The sequence below is a fragment of the Campylobacter felis genome (assembly GCF_030250085.1).
Lineage (GTDB): Bacteria > Campylobacterota > Campylobacteria > Campylobacterales > Campylobacteraceae > Campylobacter_D > Campylobacter_D upsaliensis.
Genome location: NZ_JANURX010000005.1, coordinates 76,359 through 95,329, shown reverse-complemented (window position 1 = coordinate 95,329; position 18,971 = coordinate 76,359). Strand labels below are relative to the sequence as shown.

The window sequence follows — 18,971 nt, the reverse complement described above, 5'->3', positions numbered from 1 at the left end:
TTTAGAGCTTTTTAGATGGAATTTGCTCGACTTTTAAGCTAGTATTATTATCAAAATAAAGCGTTAAATTTGCTTTAGTATCGGCATTTATGGGATTTTTTAAATCAAAAAGCATTATATGATAAGAGCCCGGTTTTAATTCGGTAGTAGAATTAGGTTCAATTGTAATTTTAGGAATTTGTATCATAGACATTTTTTTATCTTTGTGGATATGTGTGTGAAGCTCTATTTTATCACTTAAATCACTTTGTGCATTTATGAGAGCGATTTCTTTCGCGCCTTTGTTGGTAAGGGTAAGAAAAATGGCTGTATTTTTAGAATTTGGCGGAGTTTGTTTAATGTAAGCATTGCTAATTTCGATTTCTGTGGCACTTAAGCTTAAGCCAAGAAGACTTAAAATAAAAATTTTTTTGCTTAGCATTGTCATCTCCAAATATAATGTTTTTTAAGTGTCGAGTATAGCAAAAAAGCTTTATAATGTCGTAAATCATTAATATTTTTTAAGAAAAAAATATTATAATTCCACTTTTGAAATTTAATTTTTAAGGAAATATTTTGAGATTTTTGCTAGTTTTTATGGCTTTTTTATCAAGCTTGAGTGCTTCTGATTTGGTGAAGATATATTTAAATAATGGTTTGGATGCCGTAGGCGCTGCGATAGAAAGAGAGCTTGGAAATAAGGACTTTTGGCTTGAAGAATTGGGAGATAAAAATTTAAGTCTTGGCTACTATACTCAAGATGTTATGATAGTTAAAACAAACAAAAATGATAAAATCTTAAAAGTTTTTTCCTACACAAATGGTAAGATTAAAAAGGAATTTGAGCAAAAGGAAGTAATTACTGGACTTATGGGCGATAAGGAAAAAGAAGGCGATTTAAAGACTCCTGTGGGCTTTTACGAGCTTGGGATGAAATTTAGCCCCGGAGATCAATATTATGGACCTTTTGCTTTTGCTACAAGCTATCCTAATCTACTTGACAAGGTGCAAGATAAAACGGGGGGAGGCATTTGGATACACGGCTATCCTCTTGATGGGACGAGATTAGATGAGTTTAAAACAAGAGGTTGCATTGCTTTATTTAATGATAAATTAGAAGACTTTGCTAAGGTTGTGGCAGGTAAAAAAGTCTATGTTTTGACAGAGGAAAAAGATAGTGTTAGAGCTAAAAAAGAAGAAATTGCCTCATTAATGGCTGATTTATTTGCTTGGAAATATGCTTGGACAGTGAGTGATGTCAATGCATACTTAGCTTTTTATGATAAAAAAGATTTTAAGCGTTTTGATAAAAGTAGTTTTTCACAATTTGCTTCAATGAAAAAGATTATTTTTGCAAGAAGAGAGCATAAGATCATTAAATTTTCTAATATTGATATTAGCCCTTATCCAAATTTGAAAGATGAAAAAATGTATAGAATTTCTTTTTACGAGGATTATTATACAAAAAATTATCAATTTAAGGGCAATAAAATTCTTTATGTTAAGCTTGATAAAAAAGGTAAAATGAAAATTTTAGCAGAACAATAATGTCTTTAATCACATTAGATTCAAATGCTTACAAACATAATCTCTCCTACATAGCTACTAGAGCTGGTGGCTATGATAAACTTATTTGTGTTTTTAAGGATAATGCCTATGGGCATGGAATTTGTCTCTTAGCCCCTGTGGCTAAAGCTTGCGGGGTAAATTTTGTAGCTGTAAAAGATGAAAATGAAGCATATTTACTAGAAAAATATTTTGATAATATACTAATCCTTTCACACAGACCCACAGGAAATGAAAATCTTAATTTTATTTATGCTTTAAATGAGCCTTCTAGTTTTGCAAAATTTAAAAAAAATACACGCATTCACCTTAAAATAGACACAAATATGCATAGAAATGGTATAGATGTAAATGGCTTGGAAAAATTTTTAAAAGAGCTTTGCCATTTGAATTTAGAGGGCGCTTTTACGCACTTTATGTCGGCTGACGAGCTTGACGCTAGCTATTTTACGCAAAAATACAATTTTCAAAAAGCTAAAAAAATCATTAAAAATTTTACGCAAGAAACTTTAATTTTTCACTCTTTCAATTCCTCCGCACTTTTTAGAGGAAAAATGCCACAAGATGAAATGTGTAGAGTGGGACTTGTGCAATTTGGTTACGGAGATAAGGGGCTTAAAAAAGTTTTAAGACTTTACGCACACAAATTAAGCTCAAGAGTGCTTGAAAAAGGGCAAAGTGTGGGTTATGGTGGAGCTTATGTGGCAAACGAGCCACTTCAAATAGCTACTTATGATTTGGGCTATGCGGATGGGCTTTTTCGTTACGATGGCAAAGGGCAATTAAAGCTTGCTAATGGCAAGGAAATGTTGGGCAAAATGTCTATGGATAGCTTTTCTTGTGAAGATAGTGGAGAGGAAATTTGTGTGCTTGATGATGCGAATTTATGGGCTGATTTTTTTCATACTATAAACTATGAAATTTTAGTGAAGCTTAACGCTAATATTAAAAGAGTGCTTGTTTAATGTTTCATATCGTCCTAGTTCATCCTAGAATTCCGCAAAATACTGGCAGTATAGGCAGAATGTGCTTTAATGCAGGCTTTAAGCTTCACATTATTAAACCTTGCGTTTTTGATTTGAGTGAGAAGGCAGTGAAAAGAGCGGGGCTTGATTATTGGGACAAGCTTGAACCTATAATTTGGGAGAGTTTGGAGGAATTTTTGGGATCAAATTTGCAATGTAAAGAGCATTTTTTCTTTGCGACAACTAAAAGCAAAAAGCCTTATTTTAGTGTGAAATTTAGGGCTGGGGATTTTTTATTTTTTGGAAGTGAGAGTTTTGGGCTGCCAAATGAGTTGATGAATCTTAATGAGGCACATCAAATAACCATACCGATGAAGCCTTATGGCAGAAGTTTAAATTTAGCTACAAGTGTTGGAATTATTGCTTATGAGGCTTTGAGGCAAAATTTTAATTTTTTTAATTAGTTTCAAATTGACACAGCGAATTATTTAAATTTGGAAAATAAGCCATTTTTTTAAATCTTAATGTTAAAATTAATTTTATCTTTATTAAAGGAGTTTTAATGGATATTTTAAAGCCTTTGCTTGATTTTTTATCAAGCGCAACGCATATTATCCCTTATACTGACACAATGATGGTTGTCATTTTGATAGTATGTGGGATTTATTATAGCTTTTTGACAGGCTTCGTGCAGTTTAGAATGCTAGGCTCAGTTTTTAGCATTTTAACGGAAAAAAATGACGGACACACTAAAGAACACATCTCACCCTTTCAAGCTCTAATGATTTCAACGGCTTCAAGAGTAGGCATAGGAAATATCGCAGGTATAGCGACTGCACTAACCTTAGGTGGGGCTGGGGCTATATTTTGGATGTGGGCTATGGCGTTTTTTGGAGGAGCTTCAGCTTTTGCGGAAAGCACTTTGGCACAGGTTTATAAATCAAAAGATTCAAGAGGAGGCTATAAGGGTGGTCCTGCTTATTACATAAAAAAAGCATTAGGACTTAAATGGCTTGGAGCGTTTTTTGCCATTATCTTAATCATCACTTATGCTTACGGCTTTAATGGTCTTCAAAGTCAAACTATGACTTCTTCTTTTGAAATTTATTATAATATGTTTAATCCAAACGCCACTCAAACTTTTGCACAAAGCTCTTGGCCCGTTATTATAGGGACAATTTTAGCTTTATTTGGTCTTTGGATGTTTTTTTCTCATCACACTAAAATAGGCAAGGTAAGTTCAGTCATCGTGCCTTTTATGGCTTTAGCTTATATAGGACTTTCTTTAATTGCTGTATGTATGAATTTAGAAAAAATTCCTTCCGTTTTGAGCCTTATTTTTGAAAGTGCTTTTGATTTTAAGGCGATTTTTGGTGGTTTTGCAGGTTCGGCTTTGGTTATAGGGATTAAAAGAGGACTTTTTTCAAATGAAGCAGGTATGGGTTCAGCCCCAAATGCTGCCGCCTCTGCGCTTACAAATCACCCTGCCAAACAAGGGATAATTCAAGCTTTTGCCGTCTTAATTGACCTTATTATCTGCACGGCTTCAGGCTTTTTGGTGCTTTTTTCTATGGCATATTTTAATGTAGGAGCAGATGGAAAGCCTTTGCTTACTGCTATGCCTTTAGTGCAAGAAGCGATGAGGGAGTATTATGGTAGCTTTGGAATTCATTTTGTTAGTGTTGCTATCGTGCTTTTTGCGATTACTTCTTTGATAGGAAATTATTATTACGCACAAGCTAATGTTAAATACCTCACAGATTCTAAATTTGTAATGAATTTATTTAGGATCACTGCTGTGGCGATGATTTTCATTGGTGCACAAATGGACTTAAAACTCGCTTGGAGTTTGGCGGATTTAACGATGGCTTTTATGGCTACGACTAACATTATATCCTTACTACTTTTAGGTGGTATTGTTTCAAAAGTGCTTAATGATTATACGACACAAAAAAGAGCAGGACTTGATCCTAGCTTTAGTGCTTCAAAACTTGGCATTAAAAATGCTGAATGTTGGGATTGATAGAAGAAAGGGGATGCTAAGCTTCCCTTTCGCTTTTTTCCAAAACAAGAAAGTATTCATTTTCTAAAATTTCTAGTGTTTTTTGAACCTCTTCAAGCTGTTTGTAAAGATTATCAATTCCAAGCTTTTCATAAATTTGCGGATTAGAAAGAGCGTTTTGCAATTCTTTAATTTCATATTCTAATTGTTCTATTTTTTCTGGGTGTTTTTGTAGAATTTCATTTTCTTTATAACTTAGTTTTTTGTTTGTTTTTTCTTTTGCGGCATAATTTTTCTCATTAAGTTTTAAAAATTCGTCAAATTCTTTTAATTCCTTCTCGTTTTCTAAATACTGCGTATAAGGTATATGTAGCACTTCAATGCTTTCATTTTCAAAGGCGTAAATTTTTGTAGAAATTTTATCAACAAAATAGCGATCGTGACTGACTAGCAAAATAGCCCCTTCATAATTTTGCAAATATTCTTCCAAAATATTAATAGTCGCTATATCAAGGTCATTTGTAGGTTCATCAAGTATTAAAACATCATATTCTTTAGTAAAAAGTAAGGCTAAAGCGAGGCGATTTTTCTCACCTCCACTTAGCAAAGCGACACTTTTATCTAAGTATTCTTTAGGAAATAAAAAGCTTTTAAGGTAGCCAAAGATATGCATATTTTTTCCTCTTACCTCCACCCTATCGCCTCCATTTGGGCAAAAAATTTCCATCAAGCTTTTATTTTCATCGATTAAATTTCTAGCTTGATCAAAATAGCCTATTTGTAAATCTCCCCTTTTAAGCTCTCCTGCATCAGCCTTAATCTCACCTAAAAGAAGTTTTAAAAAGCTTGATTTTCCACTACCATTGCGTCCTACTATTCCTATTCTTTCGCCCTGTAAAATTCTTGCACTAAAATTTGAAAAAAGCTTTTTTGCACCAAAACTCAAATTAAGATTTTTAAGCTCAAAAAGCATTTTTTTACGATTTGTGCTTTGAGTTTGATTGAAATTTAGATTTGCTCTTTCTATTTCAAGTCTTATTTTTCTTATTTCACTTGGATTTTTTTTAGCAAGTTCTCGCATTTTAAAAAGTCTTTCTTTGCGACCCTCATTGCGTTTTAAACGCGCCTTTACCCCTCTTCTTAGCCACTCTTCTTCGCTTTTGAGTTGTTTGAGTAGAGTTTCGTGGCTTTTAGAAAGTGAAGCTAAAAGTTCGGCTTTTTTCTCTAAATAATGCGTATAGCCACCTCTAAAAATGCGTATTTTTCCATTTTCTATCTCTAAGCATTTTTCAGCCACTTCGTCGATAAAGTATCGATCGTGCGAGATGAAAATGACGCACATCTTGGAATTTTTTAATAAATTTTCTAAAAAAGAACACATATAAACATCTAAATGATTTGTAGGCTCATCAAGAAGTAGGATGTCTGGATTTTGCAGTAAGAGTATGCAAAGTCCAACGCGTCGTATTTCTCCGCCACTTAGTGTTGAGAGGCTTCTATTTTGATAGCTGTCTAATTTAAATTCTTTAAGAAAACGCGATATTTTATGATCTATATTCCACGCGTCTTTGCTTTCTATGAAATTAATAACGCTATCCATCTCATTAAGCAAGGATTTATCTTGACTTTTTTCTAAAGCATTTTGGAGTTTTTCATAATTTTGCAAGGCTTCATAAATTTCATTGAGTTCTTTTTCTATCGCTTCTTTTACGCTTAAATCGCTGTCAAAATTTACATTTTGTGAAAGTAGGGCAATGCTTTTATGATTTTGCCTTATAATTCTACCGCTATCTAAATTGAGAACGCCTAAAAGTGTTTTGAGTAGGGTTGATTTTCCCTCGCCATTTTTACCTATAATAGCAATTTTCTCATTTTCATTAACGCTAAAGCTAACATTGTCTAAAATAGTCTTTTCGCCAAATTTTTTACTCGCTTCAATAATGTCAATGAGTGCCATTTGCGTCCTATACGCACATAAATTAAATTTCTACATATTGAACAAAGACGCAAACTTCGAGTTTATTAAGCTCATCTAAAACTTCTTTGGAAATCACTTCATCGACCAAAACAACAGCTAAAGCATAGCCAAAGCCATCGCGTCCTAGTCTAAAATCTGCTATATTAATGTTTTGTGCTGCGAGCGTGGAGCTTATTTTTGAAATAACTCCCGGAATATCTTTATTTTTAAAAATAAGCATTTTGCCCTTTGGCTTAAAATCTGTTTTAAAGCCATTTAAGCCCACTATTCTTTGCTCATTTTCGTTAAAAACCGTGCCAGAGACAATAACGCTTGAATTATCTGTTGTTATTTTTACGCTTAGTTTATTATTGTAGCCACTATTTGGTAGGGTTTCACAAGAAAGCTCTATGCCTTTTTCTTTAGCAACAAATTCAGCATTAACATAATTAATATTCTCTCCCAAAATTCCACTTAATGCACCAACTGTTGCAAAAGTTAGCATAGAATTTGCATAATCACTTATATTGCCCTCAGCTTCGATTTTTATGGATTTAACGGGACTTTTGTCAATTTGCACGGCTAAAAATGCCATTTTGGATATAAGCTCGATGTAAGGCTCAACAAAAGGTGGCAAATCTTCCGTTTTAATAGGCAAATTTAAAGCATTTGGATAAGCCACACCTCTAGCGGCATTTAAGGCTTGTTCACACGCCTCTATGGCTATATTTTCTTGACTTTCTAAGGTATTTGCACCAAGATGAGAGGTAACGGAGACATTTTCAAAGTCCAAAAGAGGGTGATTTATGGCTGGCTCTTTGTCAAATACATCAATTCCAAGCCAAGCGATTTTACCACTTTTAAGCCCTTCGCATAACGCATCTTCTGTATATAAACCCCCTCTTGCACAATTGATTAATCTAACCTTATCTTTCATTTTTGCGATTTCTTTGCTGCCTATCATACCATTTGTTTCTTTTGTTTTTGGAGTATGAATTGTAATGAAATCACTTTGGGTAAGAATTTCATCTAAATGTTTTGCTTGCTTCATGCCTAAATCTGTGATTTTGGAAGCACCAATGTAAGGGTCATAAGCTAAAATTTTCATACCAAAAGCCTTAGCGCGAATAGCAACTCTTGAGCCTATATTACCAAAGCCTATAATGCCCAAAGTTTTGCCCTTAAGTTCTATGCCATACCATTTTTCTCTCTCCCATTTTCTTTCGATTTTAAGGAAATTATGTGCATTTACAAAGGATCTTGCTGAGGTGATAAGATGTGCCATAGTAAGCTCAACAGCTGCTATGGTGTTGGCTGTTGGGACATTCATAACTATAACGCCTTGTTTAGAGCAGTTTGGAATATCGACATTATCAACGCCAACACCAGCTCGAACGAGAGCTTTAAGCTTTTTGGCGTGTTTAAGAAAAGCATCATCAACATCTGTTGAGCTTCTTGTAATAGCAACTTCAACATCTTCTAGCATAGCCAAAAGCTTATCTTTAGGCACTTTAGCTGCTTCAATTAGCTCTATGTCTTCTGCTTCTCTTAAAAGTTGCACACCTTTATCTAAGATAGCATCGCATACTATAATTTTTTTTTTCATAACCAAATCTCCTTTGCTTGAGTGTTAATTTTATATTTTTTAAGTTCATTTATGATTTCTTCTATAAGTTTTTGATTGTCTGTATCTAAGAAAATTTCGGGGCTTTCTATGGATTTTAGTAAAAAGTATTTAACCTTAAAAGAATCAAGCGTTTGTCTTAAGCAAAACATAGAGTAAATGTCGTATTTATTGATAATGAGCTGATAATATTTATTTTTTTCTTTAAGCTCACTTGTATCCGCATCAAAATATAAGCGAAATTGTTCCGCTGCTGGAGTAAAGTCCTTTACAGGCCACATTGCAAGTTCTTGTTGCCAAGTTTTAGTTTTGTCTAAAACGGCTTTTGTGGTGTTATTTTCTTTTATGAATTGCGGAAAAAAATCAGAATCTGATTTAAAATTCCATAATAAAACAAAAATAACAATAAGCAAAATAAGCGTTAAAACGCTTAAAATGCCTATGAGGGCGTATTTTTTCATATTTTTACGATAGCTGTTCTTTGATGATATCGCCTAAAGTCATTTTATCATCGCCATTGATTTCATTTAAGGCTTCTCTTTCTTTAAGCCTTAATAAATTTTTCACACTTAGACGAATTCTATTTTTCTTTTCATCAATAAAGGCAATAGCTGCCTCTATTTCATCGTCAATTTTTAAAGTTTCTAGCATAGCCGAACTAATATCTTCTTTGTGAATTAACGCATCTACATTTTCGCTAAGCTCCACAAATATTCCAAAGTCTTTTATGTCTCGAATTATACCTTTGACTACATCACCGACTTTGTGAATTTTGGCATATTCTTGAATAGGGCTATTTTTTAATTCTTTCGTGCTGAGTGAAATTTTTTGATTATCTTCGTCAATTTTGATAATTTTTACTTTAATTTCATCGCCGATTTTAAAAAGTTCTTTGCATTTATCGTTTCTATCCCAAGAGGCATCTTCATTGTGTAAAAGCCCTTCAACATTGTCAATTTTTACAAAAGCACCAAAAGCGGTAATGGAAGTAACAATTCCTTGAGTTATATCACCAATTTTATGCGTTTTACTAAATTCGTCAAAAGGTTTAGAAAGTAAATTTCTAAGAGAAACCCTTAATCTTCTTTCATTTGAGTTAATCTCTATAACCTCAACATCAATTTCTTCACCTTTGCTAATATAATCTTTAGGATTTTTTATATTTTTATCCCAAGAAATTTCACTTATATGTAAAAAACCCTCAATGTCATTACCCAAATCCACAAAAGCCCCATAAGGCTCGATATTTGAAACGACAACCTTAATCGTATCTCCAACCTCCAAGCTATCTTTTATCTCGCTCCAAGGATCTGGCAAGGCTGCTTTTATCGATAAGGAGAGGTGTTTTTTGTCCTTATCATATTTAATGATCTTAACCGGCACTTTATCGCCCTCTTTGTAGAGAGAGCTAGGATTTACAGGACCCTTATATGAAATTTCACTATAATGCACAAGCCCGTCTATACCACCTACATCAACAAACATACCATAAGTGGTGATTTTTTTCACAAGTCCTTCGATAAGTTCGTTTTTGTCTAAAATTTCGCTAATGATTTCTTTGCGTTTTTTTCTTTCATCTTCTAAAACCCTTTTTCTAGAAGCCACAATGCTTTGCTCTTCTTTATCAACTTTGATTATTTTGACTTTAAAATTTTTACCAATAGGATTATTTGAGTCTTTAAAGCCGTATTGGGATTTAGGGATGAAAAATTCCACGCCATCATTATCAACAGCGACAAGTCCGCCTTTGTTTTTGCTTATTATTTTGACATCAAAAATGTTTTCATTTTCTTCATTATAGTTTTTAATGAATTCAACAACTTTCTCTTTTCTCAAAGCTTTTTTGTGAGAAACAACAATTCTACCACCACGAGAACCCATAGTAGCGACCTTAATGCTATCGCCTACATTAAAAATTAAATTTCCTTTGTCATCTTGAATTTCTTCAAGAGCCAACAAGCCTTCCGATTTTTTGCCTATATCTACATAGACTTCATCGTTTTTAATGGCGACTATTTTACCTTCGAAAATCGCCTCTTCTTTGGATTTATCATAAGCATCCAAAAGCTTTCCAAAATCTTCTTCTTCCTCAAAAAGATCTTCTATATTATTTTGAACTTTTTTGTTCGCCTCGTTCATCGTGGTCCTTTTTTTGATTTAAATAAATGCTAAATTTTATCTAAAAATTTGTTAATAAGGGTTAATTTTGCGTATTTTTTCGCAAATTTTAAACACCTTTTCAATTTGCTTTATAATATTTGAAACTATGGGGAGCAACTCTTTCGTTTATAGGAGGTAATTTCATATAATCACCATAATATTTTTTCAAATGCTCATCATAATTATTCATACAAGGATACTTTCTATCTTTAAAAGGGAGATAAACGACATTGCTAAAATACTGCTTAGGCATAATAAAATGCTCTGATTTTGCATATTCACTCATAAAAATAGCGATATTTTCGCAGTTTGCATCGGTGTATGTTAAACGCCATTTTTCTAATAAACTTAAGGTCTTCTTTTCTAATAGTTTGGCACAAGAGAGAAAAATGCTCCTCATCAAGCCATGTTTATGAGAGCGTTTAACAAAAGATCTAGTAAGCTTTTTGAAAAATTTTATTTTTTGAATATTTTTGTAGATAAATTTGGGATTATTAGGCACAAAATCATAAATGAAAATATCTAAAAAGAGATTTCCAAATTGATGAGTGTAATCTTCAAATATAAAATTAGAATCGTAAATTTTGTCAAAACAGCAAAAACATCTATAATTTTTATCGTATAAACCCGCTAGAGTAATGTTTTGCGTATCTTTCCAGTGTTTTACAAATTTTTCATATTCGCTGTGATACATATAAATATCAATATCATCGTCCCAAGGGATAAAGCCCTTGTGTCTTACCGCTCCTATTAATGTGCCACCACCTAAAGAATAGCTAATTTGATGCTTTTTGCAAAATGCATCAAAATAATCAAGCAAATGAAGCAAGGCTTTTTTATACTCGTCTAAAGTTATTTCTTGCATTGTTTTAAAATCTCCTTATATTCTTTTAAATTATCCATTTCGTAGCAATTTTTAACCTCTTTTGCTTGTATTTTTAGGCTAGAAAGCATATCTAAAATGATATTATCCCAATACAATTTTTTGTTTAGCAAGTAGATGGGTTTTAGAAATTTCTTTAAATTTTCTCTTATTTTTAAGCAATCGCTCATACAAAAATAAGAAACTCCAAGCAAGGCTAAACCATTTGATAAAGAAGTATCGATGCTTATGATGAAATTTTTTTCTAATTTTACATACCACTCACCCTTAGCATTTCTTAATATGCAATAATAGGTGCTAAAATTTTGCTTTTGTAAAAAAATATTTTCATTTAAAACCACATCACAATCAATCACAAAGCTATCGTTAAAAAATTCGTTGATTTTGTAAAAAGAATAAATGCTATTATATTTTTCATAATTTTCATTAAAAATTAACTTCACATCGTATTTTTCTTTCAAATATTCAAACTGCTCTTTTAAGTGTCCTACAACTATGTAAATTTCATTAATCCTAGCTTCCCTAAGATAAAGGATGGTTCGCTCTATGTTAGCCATACCTTGTATTTTTAACAAAGCTTTGTGGGTTTTTTTGAAAGTTCTTTAAACCTACTTCCAAGACCAGCAGCCAAAATAATCGCATTCATCATTTGTTCCTTTTTGAAAATAAAACTAAATTAATGCCAATAAAAATAAAAAAGATTAAAATCATTTGCTTAAATTCAATTTCTTGTTCGAATAAAACAAGCCATATCACATAAGAAACATTTAGCATCATAGCCTTGATGATTCCTATTTTTGCAATGGTAAAATAGTATAAAAAATACGACATAGCCCAGAAAAAAATGAGAAAAAATAATACAAATAAAAAATTGAAAGAAATAAAATCTTGTAAAATAAAATTTGGTTTTTGAATTAAGATTAATACAATATAACCAAAGCTAGAGCCGCTTTGCCTTGCGTAATAAACACTTGCTGTTGGTATTTTTTTTAAAACAAGTGAGCTTAAAATTAGCTCTGTTCCCCAAGATAAAGCACAAATAAAAGCTAGGCTTAATCCTAAAAGATGAGAATGAAATTTTTCAAAAAAAAGTAAAAATAAAGCACCAAAAGCTAAAAATATACCCAAAAAACCCAATAAATTTAACCTTTCTTTTAAGAATATAAGCGCTAAAAAGGTAGCAAATATAGGATATAAACTTGTAATGGAAGCACTAAGACTCAATCCTATCAACACAATAGAATTAAGATAACAATACATCGCCACAGGTCCTGCGATAAAGCCCGCGATGAAAGCTAAGATAAGCTTTATGTCAAAAACGAAATATTTTTTCAAAAATAAAAGTGAAAAAGTTAAAAAGAGCCAAGGGGTAAATTCTATACAAAAAAGTAGTATAAAGATGAGATGAGAAGCATTATTAAATTCGTTAATTTTAACATAAAAAATTCCACTAAGTGCCCAAAAAAGACCTGATAAAATGCCCATAATTAAGCCTAAATTATTCATAATTTTAAGCTTTTTAATTGTTTATATGCTCTATTTATTCTCATAAAGCCATAATTTCCATAAAATTCACCATTTTCTTCTTTTAAAGCTGTCCAAAGAGTCCATAAAACATCACAACAAAAGGCATAATAACTAAGATGCAATGTTTCTTTTGCACTAATTTGACGCTTAAAATAGCTTTGTAAAAATATCTCTTTTAAATCAGTGCTTAACCTGCTTTCTATCATAAAATTAGCAAGTTCCCATAAAGCATCACTTTTACCAGAATACTCCCAATCAATCAAATAAATTCTATCTTTAATCAAAATGTTTTCAGGAACAAGGTCGTTATGACAAGGGCAAAGCTTGATATTTTCTTGTTGAAAATATAAATCAATCTTATCAAAAGCTTTTAAAATATAGTCCATATTTTCGTGATATTTATAAAAAATATCTTTTTGTTTTAGCAAAGAAAAATATCTTTTATAAATATCAAAAATATTAAAAATGTTTTTAAATTCTAATTTACTTTGATGTAGTTCTTTAAGCTTTAAGGCGATTTGTTTTAAGATATTTTTATCTTGTATATTTTTGTGATTGAGCGTATGAGAATTATTTAAAAATTTGGTAATTTTAATCCCACTTTTTTCATCAAAATAAACACTTTCCATACTAAATTTAGCTTTACTTGCTAAATGGTCGTTAAGTTTTTCATCATTTCTTTGTATAAGTTTGTTTGTCGTATCATTTGTAAGCCTTATACAATAGCTATTTATACCCCCCCCCCCCCCCATTTTAGCAATTTTGACTAGATAATTTTGATTTGTCATACCGCCGATTTTTTCTATGCTAAATATCTCTTTTTTTGAGATTTTAAAAATTTGAGTGAAGATATTTTCTATTTTTTGTGTATTTACGGACATTTTATGCCTTTAGATTCGTTAGCAATTTCTTCTAATTTTTCAAGCACTTTTTTGATAATCCAATCAGGTGTGCTAGCTCCAGCACTTACTCCACAATGCTTTTTGTCCTTAAACCACTCCGCTTTTAATTCTTCTTGAGTTTCGATTAAATAGCTATTTTCGCAATGTTGTTTAGCGATGAGAAAAAGTTGCTTGGTGTTGGCTGAGTTTTTGCCTCCTACAACTACCATCACATCACTTTTTTGAGAGAGTTCTAAAATGGCTTCTTGATTTTTAAAAGTTGCATCACAAATGGTGTTAAATACCCTAACTTCTTTGCATTTAAGCATTAAATAATTGACGATTTTCATAAAATTTTCCACTTTTTTTGTGGTTTGAGAAACGACAGCGATTTTATTAGGTAGTTTGATGTTGTATAATTCTTTTTCATCTAAAATCACATAAGCTTTCGTGCTAACATAGCTTTTTACACCCTTAACTTCAGGATGATTTTCATCACCAAAAATAACGACCTCATAGCCCTCATCGCTCATTTTTTCGCAAAGTTGTTGAGGTTTTGTTACAAAGGGGCAGGTGGCATCATAAATTTCTATATTTTTTCTCTTAAGTAGGGCTAAATCTTGTTTAGTAATGCCGTGAGTTCTTATAATAGCCTTTTTTTCATTACTTAGGTCATTGATACTTTGAAGAGTTTTGACATTAAAATCATTTTGTAAGCGTGAAATTTCTTCATTATTGTGAATAAGAGGACCTATACTAGCGGCGTTTTTAATTTGTTCAGCTTTTTTAATGGCTCTTTTTACACCAAAACAAAAGCCATAATTTTTTGCCAATTCAATAATCAATTTGCACCCCCAAATTTTCGAGTATGGTTGTAAAATTAGGAAAAGAAGTGGCAATGCAAGAATAATCATCTATCTCCATAGAGCAAACTAAACCCAAAATCGCAAAACTCATAGCAATACGGTGATCGCCAAAGCTTTCTATGTAAGCAGATTTTGGTGTGCCACCTGTGATTTTAAAACCATCTTCTAGCTCTTCTGCTTTGATGCCGCACTTTTGTAAATTTGTAACCATAGCTTTGATTCTATCGCTTTCTTTAACGCGAAGTTCTTTGGCATTTTTTAATAAACTTGTGCCATTTGCAAGAGCAAAAGCTATGGCAAGAGCTGGAGCTTCATCGATAAGCCAAGAGATGTTTTCACTTATTTCTACTGCTTGTAATTTGCTACTTGAGGCGTAAATTGTCCCTATTTTTTCAAAATTTTCTTCGTCAAAATGGTAAGAAATGTTTGCTCCCATTTTTTCCAAAATCTTATAAGCCTCGATTCTTGTAGGGTTTAAAAGCACATTTTTGATACAAATTTGCGAATTAGGCAAGATAAGTGCGGCAAGAATAAAATAAAATACCGAAGAAGGATCGTTTGGTATGGTGATATTAAGTGGCTTTAAAGGCTTTTGAAGAGGAGAAATTTCAAGGCTTGTCCCTTGAATTTTTAGTGGTGCTTCCATAAAAGTCAGCATATTTTCGCTGTGATTGCGACTTAAAAAGCTTTCTTTAAAAAAACTTACCTTATCAGCTCTAAAGCCCGCTAAAATCATCGCTGTTTTAACTTGAGCTGAGGAAATTTCACTAGTATAATTAAAACTTTTGAGCTTCTGTCCTTCAATGCAAAGCGGAGCAAAATTTGCCTCCTCTCTTCCCATAATTTTAGCTCCTATTTTTTTTAAAGGCTCACAAATGCGTTTCATAGGTCTTTTGTTTAGATACTTATCTCCACTTAAAACGAAAAATCCCTCAATCCCAGCTAAAAAACCTATCATTAAACGCATAGCTGTGCCAGAATTTCCACATTCTAAAATGCAAGGAGGTTCATTGATTTTAGCACTAGGACTAATGCAAACTTCACTGCCATTTCTTTCGACTTTAGCGCCTAAATTTTCAATGATTTTGAGTGTATTTAGCGTATCTTCTGCTAAAAGATAATTTTTCGCCCTACTAGTTTTATCGCTTAAAAGTGCAAAAATGGCAAATCTGTGGCTAATGCTCTTATCTGTGGCGATGTCCTCTAACTCCGCTTTAAAGCCTTTGTTAAGAGCTTTTATTTTCATCTTAGTTTCAGTCCTAGTTCTTGGAGTGCTTTTAAAATGGTATCTAAACACGCATTGACTTCTTTATCCTCTAAGGTTTTTTCAAGAGATTTAAAATTAAAATTTAAGGTTAAGCTATATGAGTCTTTTAAATTTTCATCGCTGTAAATATCAATGAGTCTAAAATTTTCTAAAAGGTCAAGATTAAGTTTTTTTATAGTTTCTTTTATGGTTTCATAAGAGAAATTTTTAGGCACAAGTATGCTTAAATCCCTACTAACTTTTGGGAATTTAGAATAAGGCTTCGCGGTTTTTATCTCATTTTTTAAAAGTGCCAAATTAAGCTCACAAACATAAGTCTTAGGTAAATCTTTTTGCTCCTCTAAGTTTAAATGCACTCTTCCTAGAAAGCCTATGATTTGATTATTTTTATAAATATAAGCTTGCTCATACGGGCTTAAAAAGCTAAAATTTGAATTTTTAAGCTCAAATGCACCTAAAATATTTCTCATATCCAAAAGAAAATCATAAAAATTTACTAAAGTAGGCTTGGCTTTATTAGAAATTTTAGCCTCTTCTTTAAAGCCACTATGGATAAAGGCTAGATGATGAAGCTCTTCATTTTTGGCGTTAAAAACCGCCCCACTTTGAAAGAGTTTGATGATTTTTTGTGAATTTTTCGCATTAAGACTTGCGGCGTTTAAAAGCTGGTTTAAAAGTGTGGAGCGTAGAGTGTTTAATTCTTCTGTTATGGGATTGATTAGTTTTAAATTTAATTTCCCAAAACCAAAAGCCTCAAGCTCTTTTTCATTATCCAAAACATAGTGTAGGCTTTCAAAATACCCGTTATTTACTGCGCTTTGGCGTAAATCCAGAAGCTTTTTGTAATCCTTATAAGTTTCGTTAAGATGATTTTTTTCTACAAATTCCAAACCTTTTGAGGCGATATTATCTATACCTATGATACGCACAATTTCTTCGCAAATATCAAAGATATTTTTAATATCACTGCGGTGTAATGGAACTTTAACATTGATTAGTCCATCGTTTGTGAGCAGAAGTTCAAAACCTAGTTTTTTAAGAATTTTTAAAATTTCATCTTTGTCGATACTTTGTCCTATGGTGTTATTAATGGTTTCTATGCTAACAGCTATAATTTGCTCTTTTTTATAATCTAGAACTTGTTGGGAAGAGCTATAAATCATAACACTTGGAATTTTTGCAATTTGTTGTAGTAAAAAGTCCATTCCTACATTTAGCTTAGGTTCGCTACCTCTAAAACTTCTATAAAATGTTTTTTCATCGATTTCTTTATATTTATTTTTACTTTGTGCGATGATGCTAGGCTCAGTGTAATGCGCCTCTAAAATAATCAGTTTTGTATTTTCATCGCATTTTATTTTTTTATTTTGATAAATTCCACTAATGCTTAAAAATTCTTCCTGACAACTAATTTTGCTTTCGCCTTGTGTCTCTTTGCTGAGGGTAAAATTTAGCTCATCATTGCTTTTTTCAAGCTTATCAAAATCATAAGCATTAAATAAAACTCCCGTTGAGTGTGTGGCGTAATTGAGTAAATTTTCTATGGAATTTTGACTTAAAAGTTCGGCTTGTGCGAGCCTTAGATTGATTAAGAGTTTATTATGTAATTCCTCCTTAAGCTCGAAAGCTCTATACATAAGGAGGCTATTAAGATCTCTAGTTACACCAAGTCTTAAAATGCGTCCTATGCCGAGTGCATTTTCGCTTTCTTTAAATTCTTTTTTTTCATTTAGGTCAAGTTCTAAAGCTACGGCTAAATCTCTAGCCACACCATAAACACTAAGGCAATCGCCTCTATTTGGCGTTAGTTCGATTTCTATGAATTCATCGTTAAAAATATCATAGCTATTTAATTCTCTACCTAGCTCAAGCTCACCTATGCTCTCATCTAAAACCAAAATTCCATCATTTGTTTTGCCAAAGCCAAGCTCAACGCTAGAGCAAAGCATACCATTAGATTCTACGCCTCTTAATTTTGCCTTTTTAATTTCTAAGCCATTTGGCATTTTAGCACCATTTAAAGCTACGGCGACAAATTGATTTTGTGCGACATTAGCCGCCCCACAGACGATTTGTAAAATTTCTGTGCCAATATCGACCTTACAAACGCTTAATTTTTCGGCATTTTCGTGCTTGAATTTTTCTATGACTTGACCCACGACTACATTATTTGGAGCTTTTAAACTATAAGCTTTATCGACTTCTAAACCTATGGAATTTAGGGTTTTGACTAAAAGCTCTAAGTTTTTATCGTCAATATTAACCCACTCGCTCAACCAAGTTCTTGTAATTATCATCGAAATTGCTCCAATAATCTTAAGTCGCCCTCATATAAAGAGCGTAAATCTGGGATTTGGTGTAAAAGCATAGCAAAACGCTCTACTCCAAGTCCAAAAGCATAACCGCTAACATTTTTATAATCAACAAAATGATAGACATTAGGATCGACCACCCCACAGCCCATCACTTCAAGCCAAGTTGTGTTTTTACATACTCTACATCCACAGCCCTTACAAAAAACACAGCTAATATCTACTTCAGCAGAAGGTTCAGTGAAGGGAAAAAAACTAGGACGAAAACGCACTTTAACCTCACCAAACATATAACGCAAAAAATCCTCCAAAACGCTTTTTAAATTCGCAAAACTCACTTTTTGACCATTTTCTACCACTAAGCCTTCGATTTGATGAAACATAGGCGTATGTGTAAGGTCAAAATCTCTTCTAAAAACAGCCCCAGGTGCTATCATTCTAATAGGTGGTTTTTGCGAAAGCATAGTGCGAATTTGCACAGGAGATGTATGTGTGCGTAAAAGTCTTTCGTCATTAAAATAAAAAGTATCTTGCATATCTCTTGCGGGGTGAGATTTGGGTAAATTTAGGGCTTCAAAATTGTGAAAATCATCTTCAATCAATGGTCCTTTTTCTACGCTAAAATTCAGTGCCACAAAATATTCTATAATCTTATCCATAGTGCTTAAAACGGGATGTAATGCCCCTTTTTGGGTATTTTCATCAAAATAGCTAAAATGAAGGGCATCTTTTTGCATTTTTTCATTGACTTCAAGATTTTGCAGAATTTTTAATTTTTCATCAAAAGCTTTATTAAAATCTTCCTTTAAATTGTTAATTTTAGCCGCAAATTCTTTTTTTGCTTCTCCCTCTAAATCTTTAAGTTTGGCAAATTCTGCCGTTAGGACACCCTTTTTTCCAAGCACGGAAATTCTAAGATTTTCCAGTTTACTTAGCGTTTTAGCCTTTTGTATTTCATCGATGAATTTTTGCAATTTTTTTC

The 18,971-nt window shown here is 32.5% G+C and carries 17 protein-coding genes; 4 read left to right on the top strand and 13 right to left on the bottom strand.

What is annotated here, in order from left to right; translation table 11 throughout:
- Position 1: 1 nt before the first annotated feature.
- Positions 2-421: a copper chaperone PCu(A)C gene (locus tag NYG92_RS04300; protein WP_027303786.1), complete on the bottom strand. Its 420-nt coding sequence runs from the start codon at positions 419-421 to the stop codon at positions 2-4.
- Positions 422-576: 155 nt separating this feature from the next.
- Here NYG92_RS04300 and pgp2 point away from each other — a divergent pair, with 155 nt between their 5' ends.
- The 4 genes from pgp2 to NYG92_RS04280 all read left to right on the top strand — a co-directional run bounded on the left by pgp2 (position 577) and on the right by NYG92_RS04280 (position 4,533).
- Positions 577-1,527: a cell shape-determining L,D-carboxypeptidase Pgp2 gene (pgp2, locus tag NYG92_RS04295; protein ID WP_432264799.1), complete on the top strand. Its 951-nt coding sequence runs from the start codon at positions 577-579 to the stop codon at positions 1,525-1,527.
- Complete coding sequence (locus NYG92_RS04290; RefSeq protein WP_027303784.1) at positions 1,527-2,510, top strand: alanine racemase; 984 nt, start codon at positions 1,527-1,529, stop codon at positions 2,508-2,510. The genes pgp2 and NYG92_RS04290 overlap by 1 nt, the downstream gene beginning before the upstream one ends.
- Positions 2,510-2,974, top strand: coding sequence for a tRNA (cytidine(34)-2'-O)-methyltransferase (locus NYG92_RS04285; protein WP_289233627.1), 465 nt, complete (start codon positions 2,510-2,512; stop codon positions 2,972-2,974). Before NYG92_RS04290 ends, NYG92_RS04285 begins: the two co-directional genes overlap by 1 nt.
- A 98-nt stretch (positions 2,975-3,072) precedes the next feature.
- Positions 3,073-4,533: an alanine/glycine:cation symporter family protein gene (locus NYG92_RS04280; protein ID WP_289233626.1), complete on the top strand. Its 1,461-nt coding sequence runs from the start codon at positions 3,073-3,075 to the stop codon at positions 4,531-4,533.
- Positions 4,534-4,549: 16 nt separating this feature from the next.
- On the opposite strand, the gene abc-f is transcribed toward NYG92_RS04280, so the two are convergent.
- From abc-f to pheS, 12 genes are all read right to left on the bottom strand, one after another.
- Complete coding sequence (gene abc-f, locus NYG92_RS04275; protein WP_289233625.1) at positions 4,550-6,469, bottom strand: ribosomal protection-like ABC-F family protein; 1,920 nt, start codon at positions 6,467-6,469, stop codon at positions 4,550-4,552.
- Between the two features lie 22 nt (positions 6,470-6,491).
- Positions 6,492-8,075 carry a phosphoglycerate dehydrogenase gene (gene serA / locus NYG92_RS04270; RefSeq protein WP_270976751.1) on the bottom strand — a complete coding sequence of 528 codons (1,584 nt, stop codon included), beginning with the start codon at positions 8,073-8,075 and terminating at the stop codon, positions 6,492-6,494.
- Entirely contained in the window at positions 8,072-8,554 is a 483-nt protein-coding gene (locus NYG92_RS04265; protein WP_004275021.1) for a hypothetical protein, read from the bottom strand. The genes serA and NYG92_RS04265 overlap by 4 nt, the downstream gene beginning before the upstream one ends.
- 4 nt (positions 8,555-8,558) lie before the next feature.
- Positions 8,559-10,232 (bottom strand): 30S ribosomal protein S1, encoded by a 1,674-nt coding sequence (locus tag NYG92_RS04260; RefSeq protein ID WP_289233624.1) that lies wholly within the window; start codon positions 10,230-10,232, stop codon positions 8,559-8,561.
- A gap of 100 nt (positions 10,233-10,332) precedes the next feature.
- A complete protein-coding gene (locus tag NYG92_RS04255) occupies positions 10,333-11,118 on the bottom strand; it encodes a LicD family protein (RefSeq protein WP_289233623.1) in 786 nt (261 codons plus the stop codon).
- Positions 11,106-11,711: a hypothetical protein gene (locus tag NYG92_RS04250; RefSeq protein ID WP_349252733.1), complete on the bottom strand. Its 606-nt coding sequence runs from the start codon at positions 11,709-11,711 to the stop codon at positions 11,106-11,108. Before NYG92_RS04250 ends, NYG92_RS04255 begins: the two co-directional genes overlap by 13 nt.
- Positions 11,712-11,781: 70 nt before the next feature.
- Positions 11,782-12,621, bottom strand: a complete 840-nt coding sequence (locus NYG92_RS04245; RefSeq protein WP_270973763.1) for a DMT family transporter — start codon at positions 12,619-12,621, stop codon at positions 11,782-11,784.
- A gap of 17 nt (positions 12,622-12,638) precedes the next feature.
- Positions 12,639-13,544 (bottom strand): phosphotransferase, encoded by a 906-nt coding sequence (locus tag NYG92_RS04240; RefSeq protein ID WP_289233621.1) that lies wholly within the window; start codon positions 13,542-13,544, stop codon positions 12,639-12,641.
- Complete coding sequence (locus NYG92_RS04235) at positions 13,535-14,389, bottom strand: 4-hydroxy-3-methylbut-2-enyl diphosphate reductase (protein ID WP_139021402.1); 855 nt, start codon at positions 14,387-14,389, stop codon at positions 13,535-13,537. The genes NYG92_RS04240 and NYG92_RS04235 overlap by 10 nt, the downstream gene beginning before the upstream one ends.
- Positions 14,379-15,656: a 3-phosphoshikimate 1-carboxyvinyltransferase gene (gene aroA, locus NYG92_RS04230; protein WP_082200135.1), complete on the bottom strand. Its 1,278-nt coding sequence runs from the start codon at positions 15,654-15,656 to the stop codon at positions 14,379-14,381. Before aroA ends, NYG92_RS04235 begins: the two co-directional genes overlap by 11 nt.
- A complete protein-coding gene (gene pheT / locus NYG92_RS04225; RefSeq protein WP_289233620.1) occupies positions 15,653-17,974 on the bottom strand; it encodes a phenylalanine--tRNA ligase subunit beta in 2,322 nt (773 codons plus the stop codon). Before pheT ends, aroA begins: the two co-directional genes overlap by 4 nt.
- On the bottom strand, positions 17,971-18,963 hold the full coding sequence (gene pheS / locus NYG92_RS04220; protein ID WP_270976744.1) for a phenylalanine--tRNA ligase subunit alpha: 993 nt from the start codon (positions 18,961-18,963) through the stop codon (positions 17,971-17,973). The genes pheT and pheS overlap by 4 nt, the downstream gene beginning before the upstream one ends.
- Between the last annotated feature and the right edge of the window lie 8 nt (positions 18,964-18,971).